13 protein-coding genes are annotated in these 18,963 nt (G+C 59.2%); 10 read left to right on the forward strand and 3 right to left on the reverse strand.

The genetic code is table 11. The features are described from left to right. Positions 1-18: 18 nt before the first annotated feature. Together ACK5JN_RS06485 and araC are read right to left on the reverse strand one after the other, a co-directional pair. Entirely contained in the window at positions 19-786 is a 768-nt protein-coding gene (locus ACK5JN_RS06485) for a DedA family protein (protein ID WP_416869401.1), read from the reverse strand. 129 nt (positions 787-915) lie between these two features. Beyond that, positions 916-1,761, reverse strand: coding sequence for an arabinose operon transcriptional regulator AraC (gene araC / locus ACK5JN_RS06490; RefSeq protein ID WP_416869402.1), 846 nt, complete (start codon positions 1,759-1,761; stop codon positions 916-918). A 338-nt stretch (positions 1,762-2,099) separates the two neighbouring features. On the opposite strand from araC, the gene araB reads away from it, so the two are divergent. The 6 genes from araB (at position 2,100) to rluA (ending at position 12,342) form a co-directional block, all read left to right on the forward strand. Continuing rightward, on the forward strand, positions 2,100-3,806 hold the full coding sequence (gene araB, locus ACK5JN_RS06495; RefSeq protein ID WP_416869403.1) for a ribulokinase: 1,707 nt from the start codon (positions 2,100-2,102) through the stop codon (positions 3,804-3,806). A gap of 11 nt (positions 3,807-3,817) precedes the next feature. Then, positions 3,818-5,320 (forward strand): L-arabinose isomerase, encoded by a 1,503-nt coding sequence (gene araA / locus ACK5JN_RS06500; protein ID WP_416869404.1) that lies wholly within the window; start codon positions 3,818-3,820, stop codon positions 5,318-5,320. Positions 5,321-5,463: 143 nt separating this feature from the next. Further along, positions 5,464-6,159, forward strand: a complete 696-nt coding sequence (gene araD, locus ACK5JN_RS06505) for an L-ribulose-5-phosphate 4-epimerase (RefSeq protein ID WP_416869405.1) — start codon at positions 5,464-5,466, stop codon at positions 6,157-6,159. 116 nt (positions 6,160-6,275) lie between these two features. Next, positions 6,276-8,633 (forward strand): DNA polymerase II, encoded by a 2,358-nt coding sequence (polB, locus tag ACK5JN_RS06510; RefSeq protein ID WP_416869406.1) that lies wholly within the window; start codon positions 6,276-6,278, stop codon positions 8,631-8,633. Between the two features lie 130 nt (positions 8,634-8,763). Continuing rightward, positions 8,764-11,670: an RNA polymerase-associated protein RapA gene (rapA, locus tag ACK5JN_RS06515; RefSeq protein WP_416869407.1), complete on the forward strand. Its 2,907-nt coding sequence runs from the start codon at positions 8,764-8,766 to the stop codon at positions 11,668-11,670. Positions 11,671-11,682: 12 nt separating this feature from the next. Continuing rightward, the gene (gene rluA, locus ACK5JN_RS06520) at positions 11,683-12,342 is read left to right on the forward strand and encodes a bifunctional tRNA pseudouridine(32) synthase/23S rRNA pseudouridine(746) synthase RluA (RefSeq protein WP_416869408.1); all 660 of its coding nucleotides are present in this window, start codon (positions 11,683-11,685) and stop codon (positions 12,340-12,342) included. Positions 12,343-12,451: 109 nt separating this feature from the next. Here rluA and djlA read toward each other — a convergent pair whose 3' ends face one another. Next, positions 12,452-13,276: a co-chaperone DjlA gene (gene djlA, locus ACK5JN_RS06525; protein ID WP_416869409.1), complete on the reverse strand. Its 825-nt coding sequence runs from the start codon at positions 13,274-13,276 to the stop codon at positions 12,452-12,454. A gap of 183 nt (positions 13,277-13,459) precedes the next feature. On the opposite strand from djlA, the gene lptD reads away from it, so the two are divergent. The 4 genes from lptD to rsmA are packed head-to-tail and all read left to right on the forward strand — an operon-like array spanning position 13,460 to position 18,963. Next, entirely contained in the window at positions 13,460-15,820 is a 2,361-nt protein-coding gene (gene lptD / locus ACK5JN_RS06530) for an LPS assembly protein LptD (RefSeq protein WP_416869410.1), read from the forward strand. Between the two features lie 53 nt (positions 15,821-15,873). Beyond that, a complete protein-coding gene (surA, locus tag ACK5JN_RS06535; RefSeq protein WP_416869411.1) occupies positions 15,874-17,160 on the forward strand; it encodes a peptidylprolyl isomerase SurA in 1,287 nt (428 codons plus the stop codon). Beyond that, positions 17,160-18,149: a 4-hydroxythreonine-4-phosphate dehydrogenase PdxA gene (gene pdxA, locus ACK5JN_RS06540; RefSeq protein WP_416869412.1), complete on the forward strand. Its 990-nt coding sequence runs from the start codon at positions 17,160-17,162 to the stop codon at positions 18,147-18,149. Before surA ends, pdxA begins: the two co-directional genes overlap by 1 nt. Continuing rightward, positions 18,142-18,963: a 16S rRNA (adenine(1518)-N(6)/adenine(1519)-N(6))-dimethyltransferase RsmA gene (gene rsmA, locus ACK5JN_RS06545; protein ID WP_416869413.1), complete on the forward strand. Its 822-nt coding sequence runs from the start codon at positions 18,142-18,144 to the stop codon at positions 18,961-18,963. The genes pdxA and rsmA overlap by 8 nt, the downstream gene beginning before the upstream one ends.

Raw genomic sequence — 18,963 nt, forward strand, 5'->3', positions numbered from 1 at the left:
ATGCCGGATAACGGCACATTACAGCCCCACCACCTTACGCAAAATATCGATATACACCGGCATCAGCGGATGACGAATCACGCTGACCAGCGCCACCATGCCGATGCCCAGAATCAGCGGCGCCAGCCAGAGCAGACGCCCGCGGGTGAGCAGCGCGCTAAGGCGATCGTGATTCTCCTTCGCGCTGCGCCATAGCCGCCAGCCTAGCCACGCGCCCAGCCACAGCAGCAGCGCCGCGGCCAGCAGCAGCCACTTAAAGCTGGCGCTGTTCTCATCGGCGGGAATATCAATCGCCGCCCCGGCCAGAATCCCCGGCAGGAAGTACAGCGGCGGCCACAGCAGGCAGCCGATGATATTGGGGGTAATAAATTTTGCCACCGGCAGGTCGAGCATACCCGCGACCATCGGCACCAGCGGGCGCGTCGGCCCGACGAAGCGGCCAACCAGAATGGTAAACATGCTGTGCTGGTGCAGCGCGTGCTCGGTTTTATCCAGCAGTGCCTTGTTTTTCTTCATAAACGACCAGCGATGCAGCGGCTTCTTAAAGCGCCAGCCCAGCCAGAAGGAGATCCAGTCGCCCAGCAGACAGCCCGCAATCCCCGCCAGCCACGCCTGCCAGAAGTTCACCTCGCCGCTGCCGATAAGCGCGCCAAGGCCAGCCATCATCACGGTGCCCGGCAGAATCAGCCCCACTAACGCCAGTGATTCCAGAAACGCCACCAGCGCCACCGCAATCAGCGAATAGGTGGTGGACTGCGTAATAAAGTGTTCCAGAAATGCTTGCATAGTGTGCCCGGTTTGAAAACGAAGCAGGGATTCTCCAGAGCGTCCTCTGCATCGTCAAGCCATCAATTGTCTAAATAGTTTACTGGCAAAGACAAAAGCCGACACACAGCATTTCCTTTTCTTTACTTTTTATTCACACCCGGCGCGGAATTCGCTGGGGCTGGCACCGGTGCATTTTTTAAATACCCGCGAGAAATAGAGCTGATCTTCAAAGCCGACGTTGCGCCCAACGGTGGCGATCGGCATTCGCGTGGTGCTGAGCAGCAGCTTGGCCTGGCTGATGCGCTGATCCTCGCGCCAGCTCAGTACGCTCACCCCAAGCTGCTGGCGGAAAAGGTGCGACAGGCGCGACGGCGACAGGCACACGTGCTGGGCAACGCTGGCGATATCAAACTGGCTATCGGAGAGGTGATCGCTGATGTACTGGCAGGCGTCGCGCACGCGGTTGTCCATCGGCGGATGCAGCGATTCGTTAATGGCTTCCATGCGTCGCAGCAGCAGTTGCTCAAGCAGATTAATCGCCAGCAGTTCGGAATAGCGCCCGACCCCCTGCCCGGCGTCAATAATCTTGCCGAACAGCTCGGAGATTTCCGCCTGGTGCGCTTCATCCGGGCGATAAAAGCCGGTTTGCGCCACGATAGCGGGCCAGTTCAGCCACTCGTGCCAGTAGGCGCGCGGGCGGAAATAGACCCACTGGTGATACCACTCGCTGGCGTCCGGATGACGGCCATAGTGGTGAATCTCACCCGGCGGAAACAGCAGCATATCGCCCTGACGGCAGACAAACTGTTTGCCCTGGTTTTCAATCACCCCTTCCCCACGCACCGTCAGGTTCAGAATGAAGCCTTTCATGCCCAGCGGCCGGTCGATAAAAAAGTCCAGGTAGCCACCGGCTTCAATCGGCGTTAGCCCCGCCACCAGGTGGGCGTTAAAGGAATAACCAGGCAGCAGGGGATCGTTTTGCATTTCAGCCATTTCTGCACGCTCTCACTGATATCTAAAGAAACCAATTATCCATATTCGGCTTTTAATCGGTACGGCAGCCGCGCTCAATCAATAACAGAACCGGTGCTGCTGTCAACTCTGTTATTTCAAGGCACTTAGAGAACAAACCCGCAAGAGAAACCGACTCACAACCACAACTGAAGTGTCTATAAAGACGGCAGGAAAGTCCACATTGATTATTTGCACGGCGTCACACTTTGAGATGCCACAGCAATATTGTCCATAAGATTAGCGGTTCCAGCCTGACGGTTTTTGTCGGGGATATCTACTGTTTCACTATCACGTATTCTTTGAGATGGAGTAACACGATGGCAATCGCAATTGGCCTCGATTTTGGCAGTGACTCGGTCCGCGCTCTGGCAGTGGATTGCGCGACGGGGGAAGAAATCGCGACCAGCGTTGAGTGGTATCCGCGCTGGCAGGAAGGGCGTTTCTGCGACGCGCCGAACAACCGTTTCCGCCACCACCCGCGCGACTATATTGAATCGATGGAAGCCGCGCTGAAGGGTGTGCTGGCCGAGCTTTCCAGCGCTCAGCGCGCGGACGTGGTCGGGATTGGCGTCGACAGTACCGGCTCCACCCCAGCGCCGATTGACGCCGACGGCAACGTGCTGGCGCTGAAAGAGGAGTTCGCCGACAACCCGAACGCCATGTTCGTGCTGTGGAAAGATCACACTGCGGTAGAAGAAGCGGAAGCCATCACCCGCCTGTGCCACCAGCCGGGCAAAGAAGACTACTCCCGCTATATTGGCGGCATCTACTCCAGCGAATGGTTCTGGGCCAAAATTCTCCACGTCACCCGCGAAGACCGCGCCGTGGCGCAGGCTGCCGCCTCGTGGATTGAGCTGTGCGACTGGGTTCCGGCGCTGCTGTCCGGCACCACCCGCCCGCAGGATATCCGCCGCGGCCGCTGTAGCGCCGGGCATAAATCCCTGTGGCATGAAAGCTGGGGCGGCCTGCCGCCGGCATCGTTCTTCGACGAGTTGGATCCGATCCTCAACCAGCATCTGCCCTGCCCGCTGTTTACCGAAACCTGGACCGCCGACGTGCCGGTCGGCACCTTAACGCCGGAATGGGCGGAACGTCTGGGCCTCTCCACCCAGGTCGCCATTTCCGGCGGCGCGTTCGACTGCCATATGGGCGCGGTCGGCGCCGGTGCGCAGCCTAATGCGCTGGTGAAAGTGATCGGCACCTCAACCTGCGACATCCTGATTGCCGACAAACAGAGCGTCGGCAACCGCACCGTCAAAGGCATTTGTGGCCAGGTCGACGGCAGCGTGGTGCCGAACTTTATCGGCATGGAGGCGGGCCAGTCCGCGTTTGGCGATATCTACGCCTGGTTTGGCCGCGTGCTTGGCTGGCCGCTGGAGCAGCTTGCCGCCCAGCATCCGGAGCTGAAAGAGCAGATCAAAGCTAGCCAGAAACAGCTTCTACCGGCGTTGACCGAAGCCTGGGCCGCTAACCCGTCGCTCGACCACCTGCCGGTGGTGCTCGACTGGTTTAACGGCCGCCGCACGCCGAACGCCAACCAGCGTCTGAAAGGCGTCATTACCGACCTGAACCTCGCCACCGACGCGCCAGCGCTGTTCGGCGGGCTGATTGCCGCCACCGCCTTCGGCGCGCGCGCCATTATGGAGTGCTTCACCGAGCAGGGTATTCCGGTGAACAACGTGATGGCGCTGGGCGGCATCGCGCGTAAAAACCGCGTGATCATGCAGGCCTGCTGCGACGTATTAAACCGCCCGCTGCAAATCGTTGCCTCCGATCAGTGCTGCGCGTTGGGCGCTGCTATCTTCGCCGCCGTCGCCGCTGACGTTTACGCCGATATTCCGGCCGCGCAGGGCAAAATGGCCAGCCGCGTCGAACACACCTTACAGCCGCGCCCGGCGCAGGCTGCACGCTTTGAAGAACTCTATCAGCGCTACCAGCAATGGGCCGAAAGCGCCGAACACCATTATCTCCCTGCTGCTCCGTCGGAAAAAACCGCCGCTACCCGCGCAGCCCTGACTCATTAAAGGATACGAATATGACCGTTTTTGATAATTATGAAGTGTGGTTTGTCATTGGTAGCCAGCACCTGTATGGGCCGGAAACGCTGCGTCAGGTGACGCAAAACGCGGAGCACGTGGTTAACGCGCTGAACGCCGAAGGCAAGCTCCCGTGCAAACTGGTGCTGAAGCCGCTGGGCACCCGCCCGGATGAAATTACCGCCATCTGCCGCGACGCGAACTACGACCAGAAGTGTGCCGGTATGGTCGTCTGGCTGCACACCTTCTCCCCGGCGAAGATGTGGATCAACGGCCTGGCCATCCTCAACAAACCGCTGCTGCAGTTCCACACCCAGTTCAACGCCTCCCTGCCGTGGGACAGCATCGATATGGACTTCATGAACCTGAACCAGACCGCGCACGGCGGCCGCGAGTTCGGCTTTATCGGCGCGCGCATGCGTCAGCAGCACAGCGTGGTCACCGGCCACTGGCAGGACAAACGTGCGCAGGAGCGTATCGGTTCGTGGATGCGTCAGGCGGTGTCTAAACTGGATACCCGCCAGCTGAAAGTGTGCCGCTTTGGCGACAACATGCGTGAAGTGGCGGTCACCGACGGTGATAAAGTCGCCGCGCAGATCAAATTCGGCTTCTCCGTCAACACCTGGGCGGTGGGCGACCTGGTGCAGGTGGTTAACGCCGTGACCGACGGCGAAATCAACGCGCTGATCGACGAGTACGAAAGCAGCTACCGCTTCACCGCAGCCACCCAGGTTAACGGCGACAAGCGCCAGAACGTGCTGGACGCCGCGCGTATCGAACTGGGGATGAAACGCTTCCTCGAAGAAGGCGGCTTCCACGCCTTCACCACCACCTTTGAAGATTTGCACGGCCTGAAGCAGCTACCGGGCCTCGCCGTGCAGCGCCTGATGCAGCAGGGCTACGGCTTTGCGGGCGAAGGCGACTGGAAAACCGCCGCCCTGCTTCGCATTATGAAAGTGATGTCGACCGGTCTACAGGGCGGCACCTCCTTTATGGAAGACTATACCTACCACTTCAACGGGGGTAACGACCTGGTGCTCGGCTCGCACATGCTGGAAGTGTGCCCGTCTATCGCGGTGGAAGAGAAACCACTGCTCGACGTCCAGCACCTCGGCATCGGCGGCAAGGCCGATCCGGCGCGTCTGATCTTCAACACCCAGACCGGCCCGGCGATCGTCGCCAGCATGATCGATCTTGGCGATCGCTATCGTCTGCTGGTTAACACCATCGAAACCGTGAAAACCCCGCACGACCTGCCGAAGCTGCCGGTGGCCAACGCGCTGTGGAAAGCGCACCCGAGCCTCGAAACCGCCTCTGAAGCGTGGATTGTGGCGGGCGGCGCGCACCACACCGTGTTCAGCCACGCGCTGACGCTGGACGATATGCGCCAGTTCGCCGAGCTGCACGACATTGAGATTGCGGTCATCGACAACGACACCCGCATGCCGGCCTTTAAAGACGCGCTGCGCTGGAACGAAGTGTATTACGGGTCTAAACGCTAAGCCGCTTTCCCCTCACCCTAACCCTCTCCCCACAGGGGAGAGGGAACCGATCCCGCCTTTCCCTCCGGGAGAGGGCCGGGGTGAGGGAAATCCAGCATCGTAGGCCGGATAAGCGAAGCGCCATCCGGCATTCAGGAGTTAACATGCTAGAAGATCTTAAACGTCAGGTACTCGAAGCCAATCTGGCCCTGCCCAAACACAATCTGGTCACCCTGACCTGGGGCAACGTCAGCGCCGTCAACCGCGAGCGCGGCGTGCTGGTGATTAAGCCCTCCGGCGTCGACTACAGCGTGATGAGCGCCGAAGATATGGTGGTGGTCAGCCTCGAAACCGGCGAAGTCGTGGAAGGTAATAAAAAACCCTCTTCCGATACGCCCACCCACCGTCTGCTGTATCAGGCATTTCCGACCCTCGGCGGCATTGTGCACACCCACTCGCGCCACGCCACCATCTGGGCGCAGGCCGGGCAGCCGATTCCCGCTACCGGTACCACCCACGCCGACTATTTTTACGGCTCGGTGCCCTGCACGCGCCTGATGACCGATGAGGAAATCAACGGCGACTACGAATGGGAAACCGGCGCGGTGATCGTCGAAACCTTCCGCCAGAACGGTATCGACCCGGCGCAGATGCCCGGCGTGCTGGTCCACTCCCACGGCCCGTTTGCGTGGGGTAAAAACGCCGAGGACGCGGTACATAACGCCATCGTGCTGGAAGAGATCGCCTATATGGGCATCTTCTGCCGCCAACTGGCGCCGCAGTTACCGGAGATGCAGCAGACGCTGCTAGACAAACATTATTTACGCAAGCACGGCGCGAAAGCGTATTACGGGCAGTAGCCCGGACGAGGCGCAGCCGACGCCGGGATCTTACCGGCAACACCTGTATAAAACACCAGCATTCACATCAAAACCAGGCTATACTCAAGCCTGGTTTTTTGTTGATGAGAGCACGCGTGACGCAGCCACAAGCCGGTTTCTTACTCACCCGTCACTGGCGGGACACCCCACAAGGTACAGAGCTAACGTTCTGGCTAGCGACTGACAACGGCCCGCTACAGGTTACCCTGCCGCCGCAGGAGTCGGTGGCGTTTATACCCAAGGCCCAGCGCGCTCAGGTTGAACGCCTGCTGCACGGCGAAAACGGGGTGCGCCTGGCACCGCTCGCCCTCAAAGACTTCCACCGCCAGCCGGTTTTCGGCCTGTACTGCCGCGCCCATCGCCAGCTGATGCGGCTGGAAAAAGTGCTGCGCGAAAACGGCGTCACCGTCTACGAAGCCGATATCCGTCCGCCGGAGCGCTACCTGATGGAGCGCTTTATCACCGCACCGGTGTGGGTTGAGGGGACGCCGCGCGGCAACGCGCTGGTGAACGCCCGCATGAAGCCCAATCCGGATTACCGCCCGCCGCTAAAATGGGTGTCGCTGGATATCGAAACCAGCCGCCACGGCGAACTGTACTGCATCGGGCTGGAGGGCTGCGGGCAGCGTACCGTCTATATGCTCGGTAGCCCGCCGGAGCAGCCGCCGGCGGTTGATTTTCACCTTGAGTACGTGGCCAGCCGCCCGCTGCTGCTGGAAAAGCTCAACGCCTGGTTTACACAGCACGATCCGGACGTGCTGATTGGCTGGAACGTGGTGCAGTTTGACCTGCGGGTGCTGCAAAAAAGCGCCGAGCGCTATAAGGTGCCGCTGCTGCTGGGCCGCGGCGGCAGCGAGCTGGAGTGGCGCGAGCACGGCTTTAAGAACGGCGTGTTCTTCGCACAGGCCACAGGGCGGCTGATTATCGACGGTATCGAGGCGCTGAAATCCGCCTTCTGGAACTTTACTTCGTTTTCGCTGGAAAACGTCGCCCGCAAGCTGCTGGGGGAAGGTAAGGCCATCGATAACCCGTGGGACCGGATGGACGAAATTGACCGCCGTTTCGCCGAAGATAAGCCCGCGCTGGCCACCTATAACCTCAAAGACTGCGAGCTGGTCACGCGCATTTTCCACAAAACCGAGATCATGCCGTTCCTGCTTGAACGCGCCACGGTCAACGGGCTGGCGGTAGACCGGCACGGCGGCTCGGTGGCAGCCTTCAGCCACCTCTATTTTCCGCGCATGCATCGCCTCGGCTACGTCGCGCCGAATCTGGGCGAAGTGCCGCCGCAGGCCAGCCCCGGCGGCTACGTCATGGACTCCCGTCCCGGACTGTATGATTCCGTACTGGTTCTCGACTACAAAAGCCTGTACCCGTCGATCATCCGCTCGTTCCTGATAGACCCGGTTGGGCTGATTGAAGGCATGGCGCATCCGGACGCCGCACACAGCACCGAAGGCTTCCTCGACGCCTGGTTTTCGCGCGATAAGCACTGCCTGCCGGGGATCGTCAGCCAGATCTGGCACGCCCGCGATGACGCCAAGCAGCATAAAAACAAACCGCTATCGCAGGCGCTGAAGATCATCATGAACGCCTTCTATGGCGTACTGGGCACCAGCGCCTGCCGCTTTTTCGATCCGCGGCTGGCATCGTCGATCACCATGCGCGGCCACGCGATCATGCGCCAGACCCGGGCGCTGATTGAGTCTCAGGGCTATGACGTGATTTACGGCGACACCGACTCCACCTTCGTCTGGCTCAAACGTGCCCACGGTGAAGAAGAGGCGGCGACGATTGGCCGCTCGCTGGTGAATTTTGTGAACCAGTGGTGGGCCGATGAACTGCAAAAAAGCGGCCTGACCAGCACGCTGGAGCTGGAGTTTGAAACCCACTTCTGCCGCTTCCTGATGCCAACCATCCGCGGCGCCGATACCGGCAGTAAGAAACGCTATGCGGGGATGATTCAGGAGGGCGACGCGCAGCGGATGTTGTACAAAGGGCTGGAGACCGTGCGCACCGACTGGACGCCGCTGGCGCAGCAGTTCCAGCAGGCGCTGTATCTGCGCATTTTCCGCAACGAACCGTACCGCGATTTTATCCTTGAAACTATTGATAAGCTGATGAACGGAGAGCTTGACGACCAGCTGGTGTATCGCAAGCAGCTGCGGCGTCCACTGGCAGAGTATCAGCGTAATGTGCCGCCCCACGTGCGCGCTGCGCGCCTTGCTGATGAACAGAACGTGCGGTTAGGGCGTCCGCAGCAGTACCAGCAGCGCGGCAGCATTCGCTACGTCTGGACCACCAACGGCCCGGAGCCGCTGGCATATCAGCAGTCGCCGCTCGACTACGATCACTATCTCACCAAACAATTAGCCCCCGTCGCCGAAGGAATTCTCCCCTTTGTTGACGACGATTTTGCTACAATAGTGACGGGGCAACTGGGGTTGTTTTGACAGGTGACTAACGTCCCGCCATCCAGTACCATAGCGCCCTTTCCATTCCTGGACCAAATTCACTCGCCGCCTCCTCTCAGGTGGTGGCTGAATATTGCCTGCAATTTATTAAAGATAGAGCCGAACACATATGCCTTTTACACTTGGTCAACGTTGGATCAGCGATACAGAAAGCGAACTGGGACTTGGTACTGTTGTTGCAATGGATGCACGCACCGTCACCCTGCTCTTTCCGGCAACCGGAGAGAATCGTCTGTACGCCCGTAGCGACTCCCCTGTGACCCGCGTCATGTTCAATCCCGGCGACACGATCACAAGCCATGAAGGCTGGCAGCTGCTCGTTGATGAAGTAAAAGAAGAAAATGGTCTGCTGGCGTATATCGGAACGCGCCAGGACACCGAAGAAGCCAACGTCATGCTGCGCGAAGTGCTGCTCGACAGCAAACTGGTGTTCAGCAAACCGCAGGACCGCCTGTTTGCCGGGCAAATCGACCGTATGGACCGCTTCGCCCTGCGCTACCGCGCGCGTAAATACCAGAGCGAGCAGTACCGTATGCCGTGGAGCGGCCTGCGCGGCCAGCGTACCAGCCTGATCCCGCACCAGCTCAACATCGCCCATGACGTCGGCCGCCGCCATGCGCCGCGCGTGCTGCTGGCCGATGAAGTGGGTCTGGGTAAAACCATTGAAGCCGGGATGATCCTGCACCAGCAGCTGCTCTCCGGTGCCGCCCAGCGCGTGCTGATTATCGTACCGGAAACGCTGCAACATCAGTGGCTGGTGGAAATGCTGCGCCGCTTCAACCTGCGCTTCGCGCTGTTCGACGACGAACGCTACGCCGAAGCCCAGCACGACGCCTACAACCCGTTTGAAACCGAACAGCTGGTGATCTGCTCGCTGGACTTCGTGCGCCGCAACAAGCAGCGCCTGGAGCATCTGTGCGACGCTGAGTGGGACCTGATGGTGGTCGACGAAGCCCACCACCTGGTGTGGAGCGAAGACGCGCCAAGCCGCGAATATCTGGCCATTGAAGAGCTGGCCGAGCGCGTGCCGGGCGTTCTGCTGCTGACCGCAACCCCGGAACAGCTGGGGATGGAAAGCCACTTCGCCCGCCTGCGCCTGCTGGACCCGAACCGTTTCCACGATTTCGAGCAGTTCGTGGAAGAACAGCAAAACTATCGTCCGGTGGCCGACGCCGTCGCGCTGCTGCTGGCTGGCAATAAGCTCAGCAACGACGAGCTGAACATGCTGGGCGAGCTGATTGGCGAGCAGGATATCGAAGCGCTGCTGCAAACCGCCAATAGCGATCGCGACGGCGCTGAAGCCGCGCGCCAGGAACTGATTAGCATGCTGATGGACCGCCACGGCACCAGCCGCGTGCTGTTCCGCAACACCCGTAACGGCGTGAAGGGCTTCCCGAAGCGCGAGCTGCACACCATCAAGCTGCCGCTGCCGGCGCAGTACCAGACGGCGATTAAAGTCTCCGGGATTATGGGCGCTCGTAAAAGCGCGGAAGAGCGCGCCCGCGACATGCTCTATCCGGAACAGATTTATCAGGAATTTGAAGGTGATACCGGTACCTGGTGGAACTTCGACCCGCGCGTTGAATGGCTGATGGGCTACCTGACCAGCCACCGCTCGCAGAAAGTGCTGGTGATCTGCGCCAAAGCCGCCACCGCGCTCCAGCTGGAGCAGGTGCTGCGCGAGCGTGAAGGCATCCGCGCCGCCGTGTTCCATGAAGGCATGTCGATTATTGAACGCGATCGCGCCGCCGCCTGGTTTGGCGAAGAAGACAGCGGCGCGCAGGTGCTGCTGTGCTCGGAAATCGGTTCTGAAGGCCGTAACTTCCAGTTCGCCAGCAACCTGGTGATGTTCGATCTGCCGTTCAACCCGGACCTGCTGGAGCAGCGTATTGGCCGTCTCGACCGTATCGGCCAGGCGCACGATATTCAGATCCACGTGCCTTATTTAGAGAAAACCGCGCAGTCGGTACTGGTGCGCTGGTATCACGAAGGTCTGGACGCGTTCGAGCACACCTGCCCGACCGGCCGCACCATTTATGACAGCGTCCACGACCAGCTGATTACCTATCTGGCCGCGCCGGAAACCACCGATGGCTTCGACGATCTGATCAAAGCCAGCCGCGAGCAGCATGACGCCCTGAAGGCACAGCTGGAGCAGGGCCGCGACCGTCTGCTGGAGATCCACTCCAACGGCGGCGAAAAGGCGCAGAAGCTGGCAGAAAGCATTGAAGAGCAGGATGACGACACCAACCTGATCGCCTTCGCTATGAACCTGTTCGATATCGTTGGCATTAACCAGGACGACCGCGGCGAGAACCTGATCGTGCTGACGCCGTCCGACCATATGCTGGTACCTGACTTCCCGGGCCTGCCGGAAGATGGCTGCACCGTGACCTTCGAGCGTGATATCGCGCTGTCCCGTGAAGACGCGCAGTTCCTGACCTGGGAACATCCGCTGATTCACAACGGCCTGGATCTGATCCTCTCCGGCGATACCGGCAGCAGCACCCTTTCGCTGCTGAAAAGCAAGGCGCTGCCGGTCGGTACGCTGCTGCTGGAGCTGATCTACGTGGTAGAAGCGCAGGCGCCGAAGCAGCTGCAGCTCAACCGCTTCCTGCCGCCGACGCCGGTACGTATGCTGCTGGACAAGAACGGCACCAACCTCGCCGCGCAGGTCGAGTTTGAAACCTTCAACCGTCAGCTCAGCGCAGTGAACCGGCATACCGGCAGCAAGCTGGTGAACGCGGTACAGCAGGATGTGCACACCATTCTGCAAAAAGGCGAAATGCAGATTGAGAAAGCGGCGCAGGCGCTGATTGCCGCGGCCCGTGAAGAAGCGGACGAGAAACTGAGCGCCGAGCTGTCGCGTCTGGAAGCGCTGAAAGCGGTGAACCCGAACATCCGTGACGATGAGCTTTCAGCGATTGAAAGCAACCGTCAGCAGGTGATGGAAAGCCTGTCGCAGGCGGGATGGCGTCTGGACGCGCTGCGTCTGATCGTCGTCACTCACCAGTAACAGGAGCCCGCTATGGGAATGGAAAACTACCATCCGCCGCAGGATCCGTGGCTGGTTATTCTCTATCAGGATGAGCACATTATGGTGGTCAATAAGCCGAGCGGCCTGTTGTCCGTGCCGGGCCGTCTTGAGGAGCATAAAGACAGCGTCATGACCCGCGTGCAGCGCGACTATCCGCAGGCGGAGTCGGTACACCGCCTCGATATGGCGACCAGCGGCGTGATCGTAGTGGCCCTGACCAAAGCCGCGGAACGGGAGCTGAAACGCCAGTTCCGCGAGCGCGAGCCGAAGAAGCAGTACGTGGCGCGCGTATGGGGGCATCCGCAGCCGGCGGAAGGGCTGGTGGATTTACCGCTGATTTGCGACTGGCCAAACCGGCCAAAGCAGAAGGTGTGTTATGAAACCGGCAAGGCCGCGCAGACGGAGTATGAAGTGCTGGAGTACGCGGCGGATAACACCGCGCGGGTACAGCTCAAACCGATTACCGGGCGCTCGCACCAGCTGCGCGTACACATGCTGGCGCTGGGCCACCCGATTCTCGGCGACCGCTTCTACGCCCACGACGAGGCGTTAGCAATGGCGCCGCGTTTGCAGCTGCACGCCGAGACGTTAACCATTACGCATCCAAAGTTTGGCAATAGCATGACGTTTAAGGCGCCGGTGGATTTTTGAATTGGGCCAACGTTTCCCGGGGTCGCTTGCGCTCGCCCGGGCTACACCAAATGTAAATATTGCACACATGTAGCCCGGCCAAGCGTAGCGCCGCCGGGTTTACAGCACCTTACTTAAACCCTTTCTGCTCTTTAATCAGCTCGTACGCTTTCTGAATTTCCTGCGCCTTCTGCTTGGCCATCTCCATCATTTCCGGCGGCAGCCCTTTGGCCACCAGCTTATCCGGGTGATGTTCGCTCATTAACTTACGGTATGCGCGTTTGATGGTCGTCGCATCGTCGCTCGACTTCACGCCCAGCACGTTGCATGCATCCTCCAGCGTCGGCCCGCGCTGCGCCTGCTGCCAGCCGCCACCGTGGCCGCCCTGAGACTGCTGCTGATAGCCGCCGCCAAACTGCGCGCCGCCCTGCATCATGCGCAGAAACTGATCGAACTGCTCGCGGGAGATACCCAGCTCTTCGGCAATAATGTACAGCACGTCGCGCTCGTTAGGGTGCAGCGAGCCGTCGGCAAACGCCGCCTGGATCTGGATCTCAAGAAACATCCGAATCAGGTCAAAACGCCCGAAGCACACGCTGCGGAACTGACGCATCTTCTCGCGCAGCGGATAGTTGTCCGACTTGCCGACGCGAAACGCCTGCTGTGCCGCCGAACGCGACTCGCCGTGCAGATTCATACGGTCCATAAACAGACTCGCAATATGAATATCCGCCTCCGTCACGCGCCCTTTCGATTTGGTCAGGTGCCCCATCACTTCAAAGGTAGTCGCAAAAAACAGCGACTGACGCTGCTGTTGGTTAGCAAACCAGTTCACGCGACGGCTGCGCGCCTTATCAAACATATGGCCCACAAGCAGCCCGAGGACCACGCCCCAGAACCCGCCGCCCATCATCAGGGCAACCGCCACACCAATCACTTTTCCCCAATACTGCATATACTCCCCAAATCGTCATGCCAGCGGCTAAAATATGCATTATCATACCTGTCATTCAATGCCGTGCATAACACCTCTGGCGAGAACGGGCAGGATAAAACTAGCGTCATAACGATGAGTACGTTAGTCTCTGACCGTTTGCATGCCGCAATGCTATAGATGACGGAACAACAAATACAACGTATGAAAAAACGTATTCCCACTCTCCTCGCGACCATGATCGCCAGCGCCTTGTACAGCCAACAGGGAATGGCAGCCGATCTCGCCTCTCAATGTATGCTTGGCGTACCGAGCTACGATCGCCCGTTGGTGAGCGGCCCGACAAACGAGCAGCCGGTAACCATTACGGCCGACCACGCCGACGGTAACTACCCGGATAACGCCACCTTTAAAGGCAACGTCGATATTAATCAGGGTAATAGCCGCCTGCTGGCTGATGAAGTCCAGCTGCATCAAAAACAGGCCGATGGTCAAGCCGTGCCGGTACGTACCGTCGATGCGCTCGGCAACGTCCACTATGACGATAATCAGGTGATTCTGAAAGGGCCAAAAGCCTGGTCAAACCTGAATACCAAAGATACGAACGTCTGGGAAGGCGACTACCAGATGGTTGGCCGTCAGGGCCGCGGCACCGCAGATGTCATGAAACAGCGCGGTGAAAACCGCTATACCGTTCTTGAGAACGGTACTTTCACCTCCTGCCTGCCGGGTTCCAACACCTGGAGCGTGGTCGGTAGCGAAGTTATCCACGACCGCGAAGAGCAGGTGGCGGAGATCTGGAACGCGCGTTTTAAAGTCGGCCCGGTCCCCATCTTCTACAGCCCGTATCTGCAGCTGCCGGTGGGCGATAAGCGCCGTTCTGGCTTCCTGATCCCTAACGCCAAGTACGGTAGTTCAAACGGCTTTGAATTTATGCTGCCGTACTACTGGAACATCGCGCCAAACATGGATGCGACGATCACGCCGCACTATATGGATAAGCGTGGCGGCGTGATGTGGGAAAACGAATTCCGCTATCTGTCCCAGGCGGGCAGCGGCCTCTTTGAATTAGACTATCTGCCTTCGGACCGCGTCTACTCCAACGATCATCCTAACGACGATAACAGCCGCCGCTGGCTGTTCTACTGGCGTCACGGAGGCGTAATGGACCAGGTGTGGCGCTTTAACGTCGACTACACCAAGGTCAGCGATCCGGACTACTTTAACGACTTCGACTCGAAGTACGGTTCCAGTACCGACGGCTACGCCACGCAGAAGCTGAGCGTCGGCTATGCGGTGCAGAACTTCGATGCCACGGTGTCGACCAAGCAGTTCCAGGTCTTCGACCGCAGCAGCAGCAACTCCTATTCCGCCGAGCCACAGCTCGACGTGAACTTCTATCAGAACGATGTGGGCCCGTTTGATACCCACGTCTACGGCCAGGCGGTGAAGTTCGTCAACACCAACGGCAGCCTGCCTGAGGCGACGCGCGTTCACCTCGAGCCGACCATCAGCCTGCCGCTGGGCAACCGCTGGGGGAGCATCACCACAGAAGCCAAGCTGCTGGCGACGCATTACGACCAGACCAACATCGATAAATATAACGCCAGCCACAGCGATGCCCAACTCGCCAGCTCCGTCAGCCGCACCATGCCGCAGCTGAAAATCGACGGTAAGATGGTGTTTGAGCGTGATATGACGCTGAATCCGGGCTATACCCAGACGCTGGAACCGCGCATGCAGTACCTGTATGTACCGTATCGCGATCAGAGCAAAATCAACAACTACGACTCGACGCTGCTGCAGTCCGACTATACCGGCCTGTTCCGCGACCGTACCTACAGCGGCCTCGACCGCATTGCTTCGGCGAACCAGATAACGACCGGCGTCACATCACGTATTTATGATGACGCCGCCATTGAACGTTTTAACGTTTCTGTTGGTCAAATCTACTATTTCACCGAGTCTCGTACCGGTGATGACAACATTAACTGGGAGAAAGACAACAAAACGGGCTCACTGGTATGGGCGGGCGACACCTACTGGCGCATCAGCGACAAGTGGGGCCTGCGCGGCGGTATTCAGTACGATACGCGTCTGAACAACATCGCCACCAGTAACTCAACCATTGAATATCGCCAGGACGACGATCGTCTGGTGCAGCTGAACTACCGTTACGCCAGCCCGGAATATATCCAGGCGACGCTGCCGAGTTACTCGACTGCCGAGCAATACCGTGAAGGGATTTCTCAGGTTGGGGCAACGGCAAGCTGGCCGATCGTCGATCGCTGGTCCGTGGTGGGTGCCTACTACTTTGACACCAACACGCACAACCCTGCCGATCAGATGCTGGGCGTGCAGTACAACTCCTGCTGCTACGCGATTCGCGTCGGTTATGAGCGTAAGCTCAACGGCTGGGATTACAACAGTACGACCGGCGGCCAGTCAAAATATGATAACTCCATCAGCTTCAACATTGAGCTGCGTGGTCTGAGCTCTAACTACGGCCTGGGTACCCAGCAGATGCTGCGTTCCAATATCATGCCGTACCAGAGTTCGCTGTAAGGTAACTGGTTAGACACATCATCCGCACTGCGGTTAATTGAAATGGAAAAAGTATGAAGAACTGGAAAACGCTGCTTCTCGGTATCGCCTTAGTTGCGAATACCAGCTTCGCCGCCCCACAGGTTGTCGATAAAGTAGCAGCCGTCGTAAATAATGGCGTTGTCCTCGAGAGCGACGTCGATGGCCTGATGCAGTCCGTTAAGATGAACTCTGGCCAGGCTGGCCAGCAGCTGCCGGATGATGCGACCCTTCGTCACCAGATTCTGGAGCGTCTGATCATGGATCAGATTATCCTGCAGATGGGGCAGAAAATGGGCGTCAAAGTGTCCGATGAGCAGCTAGACGCGGCCATCGCTAATATCGCCAAACAGAACAACATGACCATGGATCAGATGCGCAGCCGTCTGGCTTACGATGGTATGAACTACAACACCTATCGTAATCAGATCCGCAAAGAGATGCTGATCTCCGAAGTGCGCAACAACGAAGTGCGTCGCCGCATTACCGTTCTGCCGCAGGAAGTGGACGCGCTGGCTAACCAGATTGGTAACCAGAACGACGCCAGCACCGAGCTGAACCTCAGCCACATCCTGGTAGCGCTGCCGGAAAACCCGACCTCCGATCAGGTGAACGAAGCGCAGAGCCAGGCGGAATCGATCGTCGATCAGGCCCGTAACGGCGCCGACTTCGGTAAGCTTGCTATCACCTATTCCGCAGACCAGCAGGCGCTGAAAGGCGGCCAGATGGGCTGGGGCCGTATTCAGGAGCTGCCGGCTATTTTCGCGCAGGCGCTGAGCACCGCGAAGAAAGGCGACATCGTCGGCCCGATCCGTTCCGGCGTTGGCTTCCACATCCTGAAAATCAACGACATGCGCGGCCAGACGCAGAACATTTCGGTGACCGAAACCCACGCGCGCCACATTCTGCTTAAGCCGTCGCCGGTGATGACCGACGCCCAGGCGCGTGAGAAGCTGGAACAGGTTGCCGCGGATATCCGCAGTGGCAAAACCACCTTCGAGAAAGCGGCGCGTGAGCTGTCTCAGGACCCGGGCTCTGCCAACCAGGGCGGTGATTTAGGCTGGGCTACGCCGGATATTTACGATCCGTCGTTCCGTGACGCGCTGATGAAGCTGAACAAAGGCCAGCTTAGCGAGCCGATTCACTCCTCCTTCGGCTGGCACCTGATTCAGCAGCTGGACACCCGTAACGTTGACCGCACCGACGCGGCGCAAAAAGATCGCGCCTATCGTATGCTGATGAACCGTAAGTTCTCCGAAGAAGCGGCCACCTGGATGCAGGAACAGCGCGCCAGCGCTTACGTTAAAATTCTGAGCAACTAATGACTCAACACCGTGTCGTTATCACTCCCGGCGAACCCGCCGGGATTGGTCCGGATCTCGCGATCCAACTGGCCCAGCGCGACTGGCCGCTTGAACTGGTCGTTTGCGCTGATGCCAGCCTGCTCACCGAGCGGGCGAAACTTCTTGGTCTTCCCCTTACGCTTCTCCCCTATGCCCCCGAACAGCCAGCAAAACCGCAACGCGCCGGTACGCTGACGCTGCTACCGGTTGCGCTGCATGCGCCGGTGACGCCGGGTGAGTTAAACGTGGAGAACGGTCGCTACGTTGTCGAGACGCTGGCGCGCGCCTGTGACGGCTGCCTGAGCGGTGAATTTGCCGCGCTGGTCACCGGTCCGGTGCACAAAGGCATTATTAACGACGCAGGCATCCCGTTTACCGGGCATACCGAGTTCTTTGAGGAGCGTTCGGGCGCGGCGAAAGTGGTGATGATGCTGGCGACCGAAGAACTGCGCGTCGCGCTGGCGACCACGCACCTGCCGCTGAAGGCGGTGAGCGACGCCATCACGCAGGATCTGCTGCGGGAGGTAATTACCATCCTGCACGATGATTTGCGGAATAAGTTTGGTCTCGCAGAACCACACGTACTGGTCTGCGGCCTGAACCCTCACGCGGGCGAAGGCGGCCACATGGGAACGGAAGAGATCGACACCCTCATTCCGGTGCTGGAAGAGATGCGGGCGAAAGGGATGAATCTGAGCGGGCCGCTGCCTGCCGACACCCTTTTTCAGCCGAAGTATCTTGACCACGCCGATGCGGTGCTGGCAATGTACCACGATCAGGGCCTTCCCGTGCTAAAATACCAGGGCTTTGGCCGCGGCGTGAACATTACGCTCGGTTTACCCTTTATTCGCACCTCCGTTGACCACGGTACCGCCCTTGAACTGGCAGGCCATGGGAAAGCGGACGTCGGCAGTTTTATTACGGCGCTTAATCTCGCCATCAAAATGATTGTTAACTCTAATGAATAATCGAGTCCATCAGGGCCACTTAGCCCGTAAACGCTTCGGGCAAAACTTTCTCAACGATCAGTTCGTGATCGACAGCATTGTCGCGGCCATCAATCCGCAAAAAGGCCAGGCCATGGTTGAAATCGGCCCGGGTCTCGCCGCGCTGACCGAGCCGGTTGGCGAGCGCCTTGACGAACTGACCGTCATCGAGCTTGACCGCGATCTGGCCGCGCGCCTGAAAACGCACCCGTTCCTCGGGCCGAAGCTGACGATTTATCAGCAGGACGCCATGACCATGAACTTCGGCGAGCTTTCCCAGACGCTGGGCCAGCCGCTGCGCGTGTTCGGCAACCTGCCGTATAACATCTCCACGCCGCTGATGTTCCATCTGTTTAGCTATACTAATGCCATTGCAGACATGCACTTCATGCTGCAAAAAGAGGTGGTTAACCGTCTGGTTGCCGGGCCGAACAGTAAAGCCTATGGCCGCCTGAGCGTCATGGCGCAGTATTACTGCAACGTGATTCCGGTTCTTGAAGTGCCGCCGAGCGCTTTCACACCGCCGCCTAAAGTCGATTCCGCCGTGGTTCGCCTGGTGCCGCACAGCACCATGCCGTACCCGGTAAAAGACGTTCGCGTCCTGAGCCGTATTACGACCGAGGCGTTCAACCAGCGTCGTAAGACCGTCCGCAACAGCCTCGGCAACCTGTTCAGCGTCGAGGTGTTGACGGAGCTGGGCATTGACCCGGCGATGCGAGCAGAAAATATCTCTGTTGCGCAGTACTGCCAGATGGCCAACTATCTGTCAGAAAATGCGCCCTCCAAGGAGAGCTAA

This window comes from Kluyvera sp., assembly GCF_047971185.1.
Lineage (GTDB): Bacteria > Pseudomonadota > Gammaproteobacteria > Enterobacterales > Enterobacteriaceae > Kluyvera.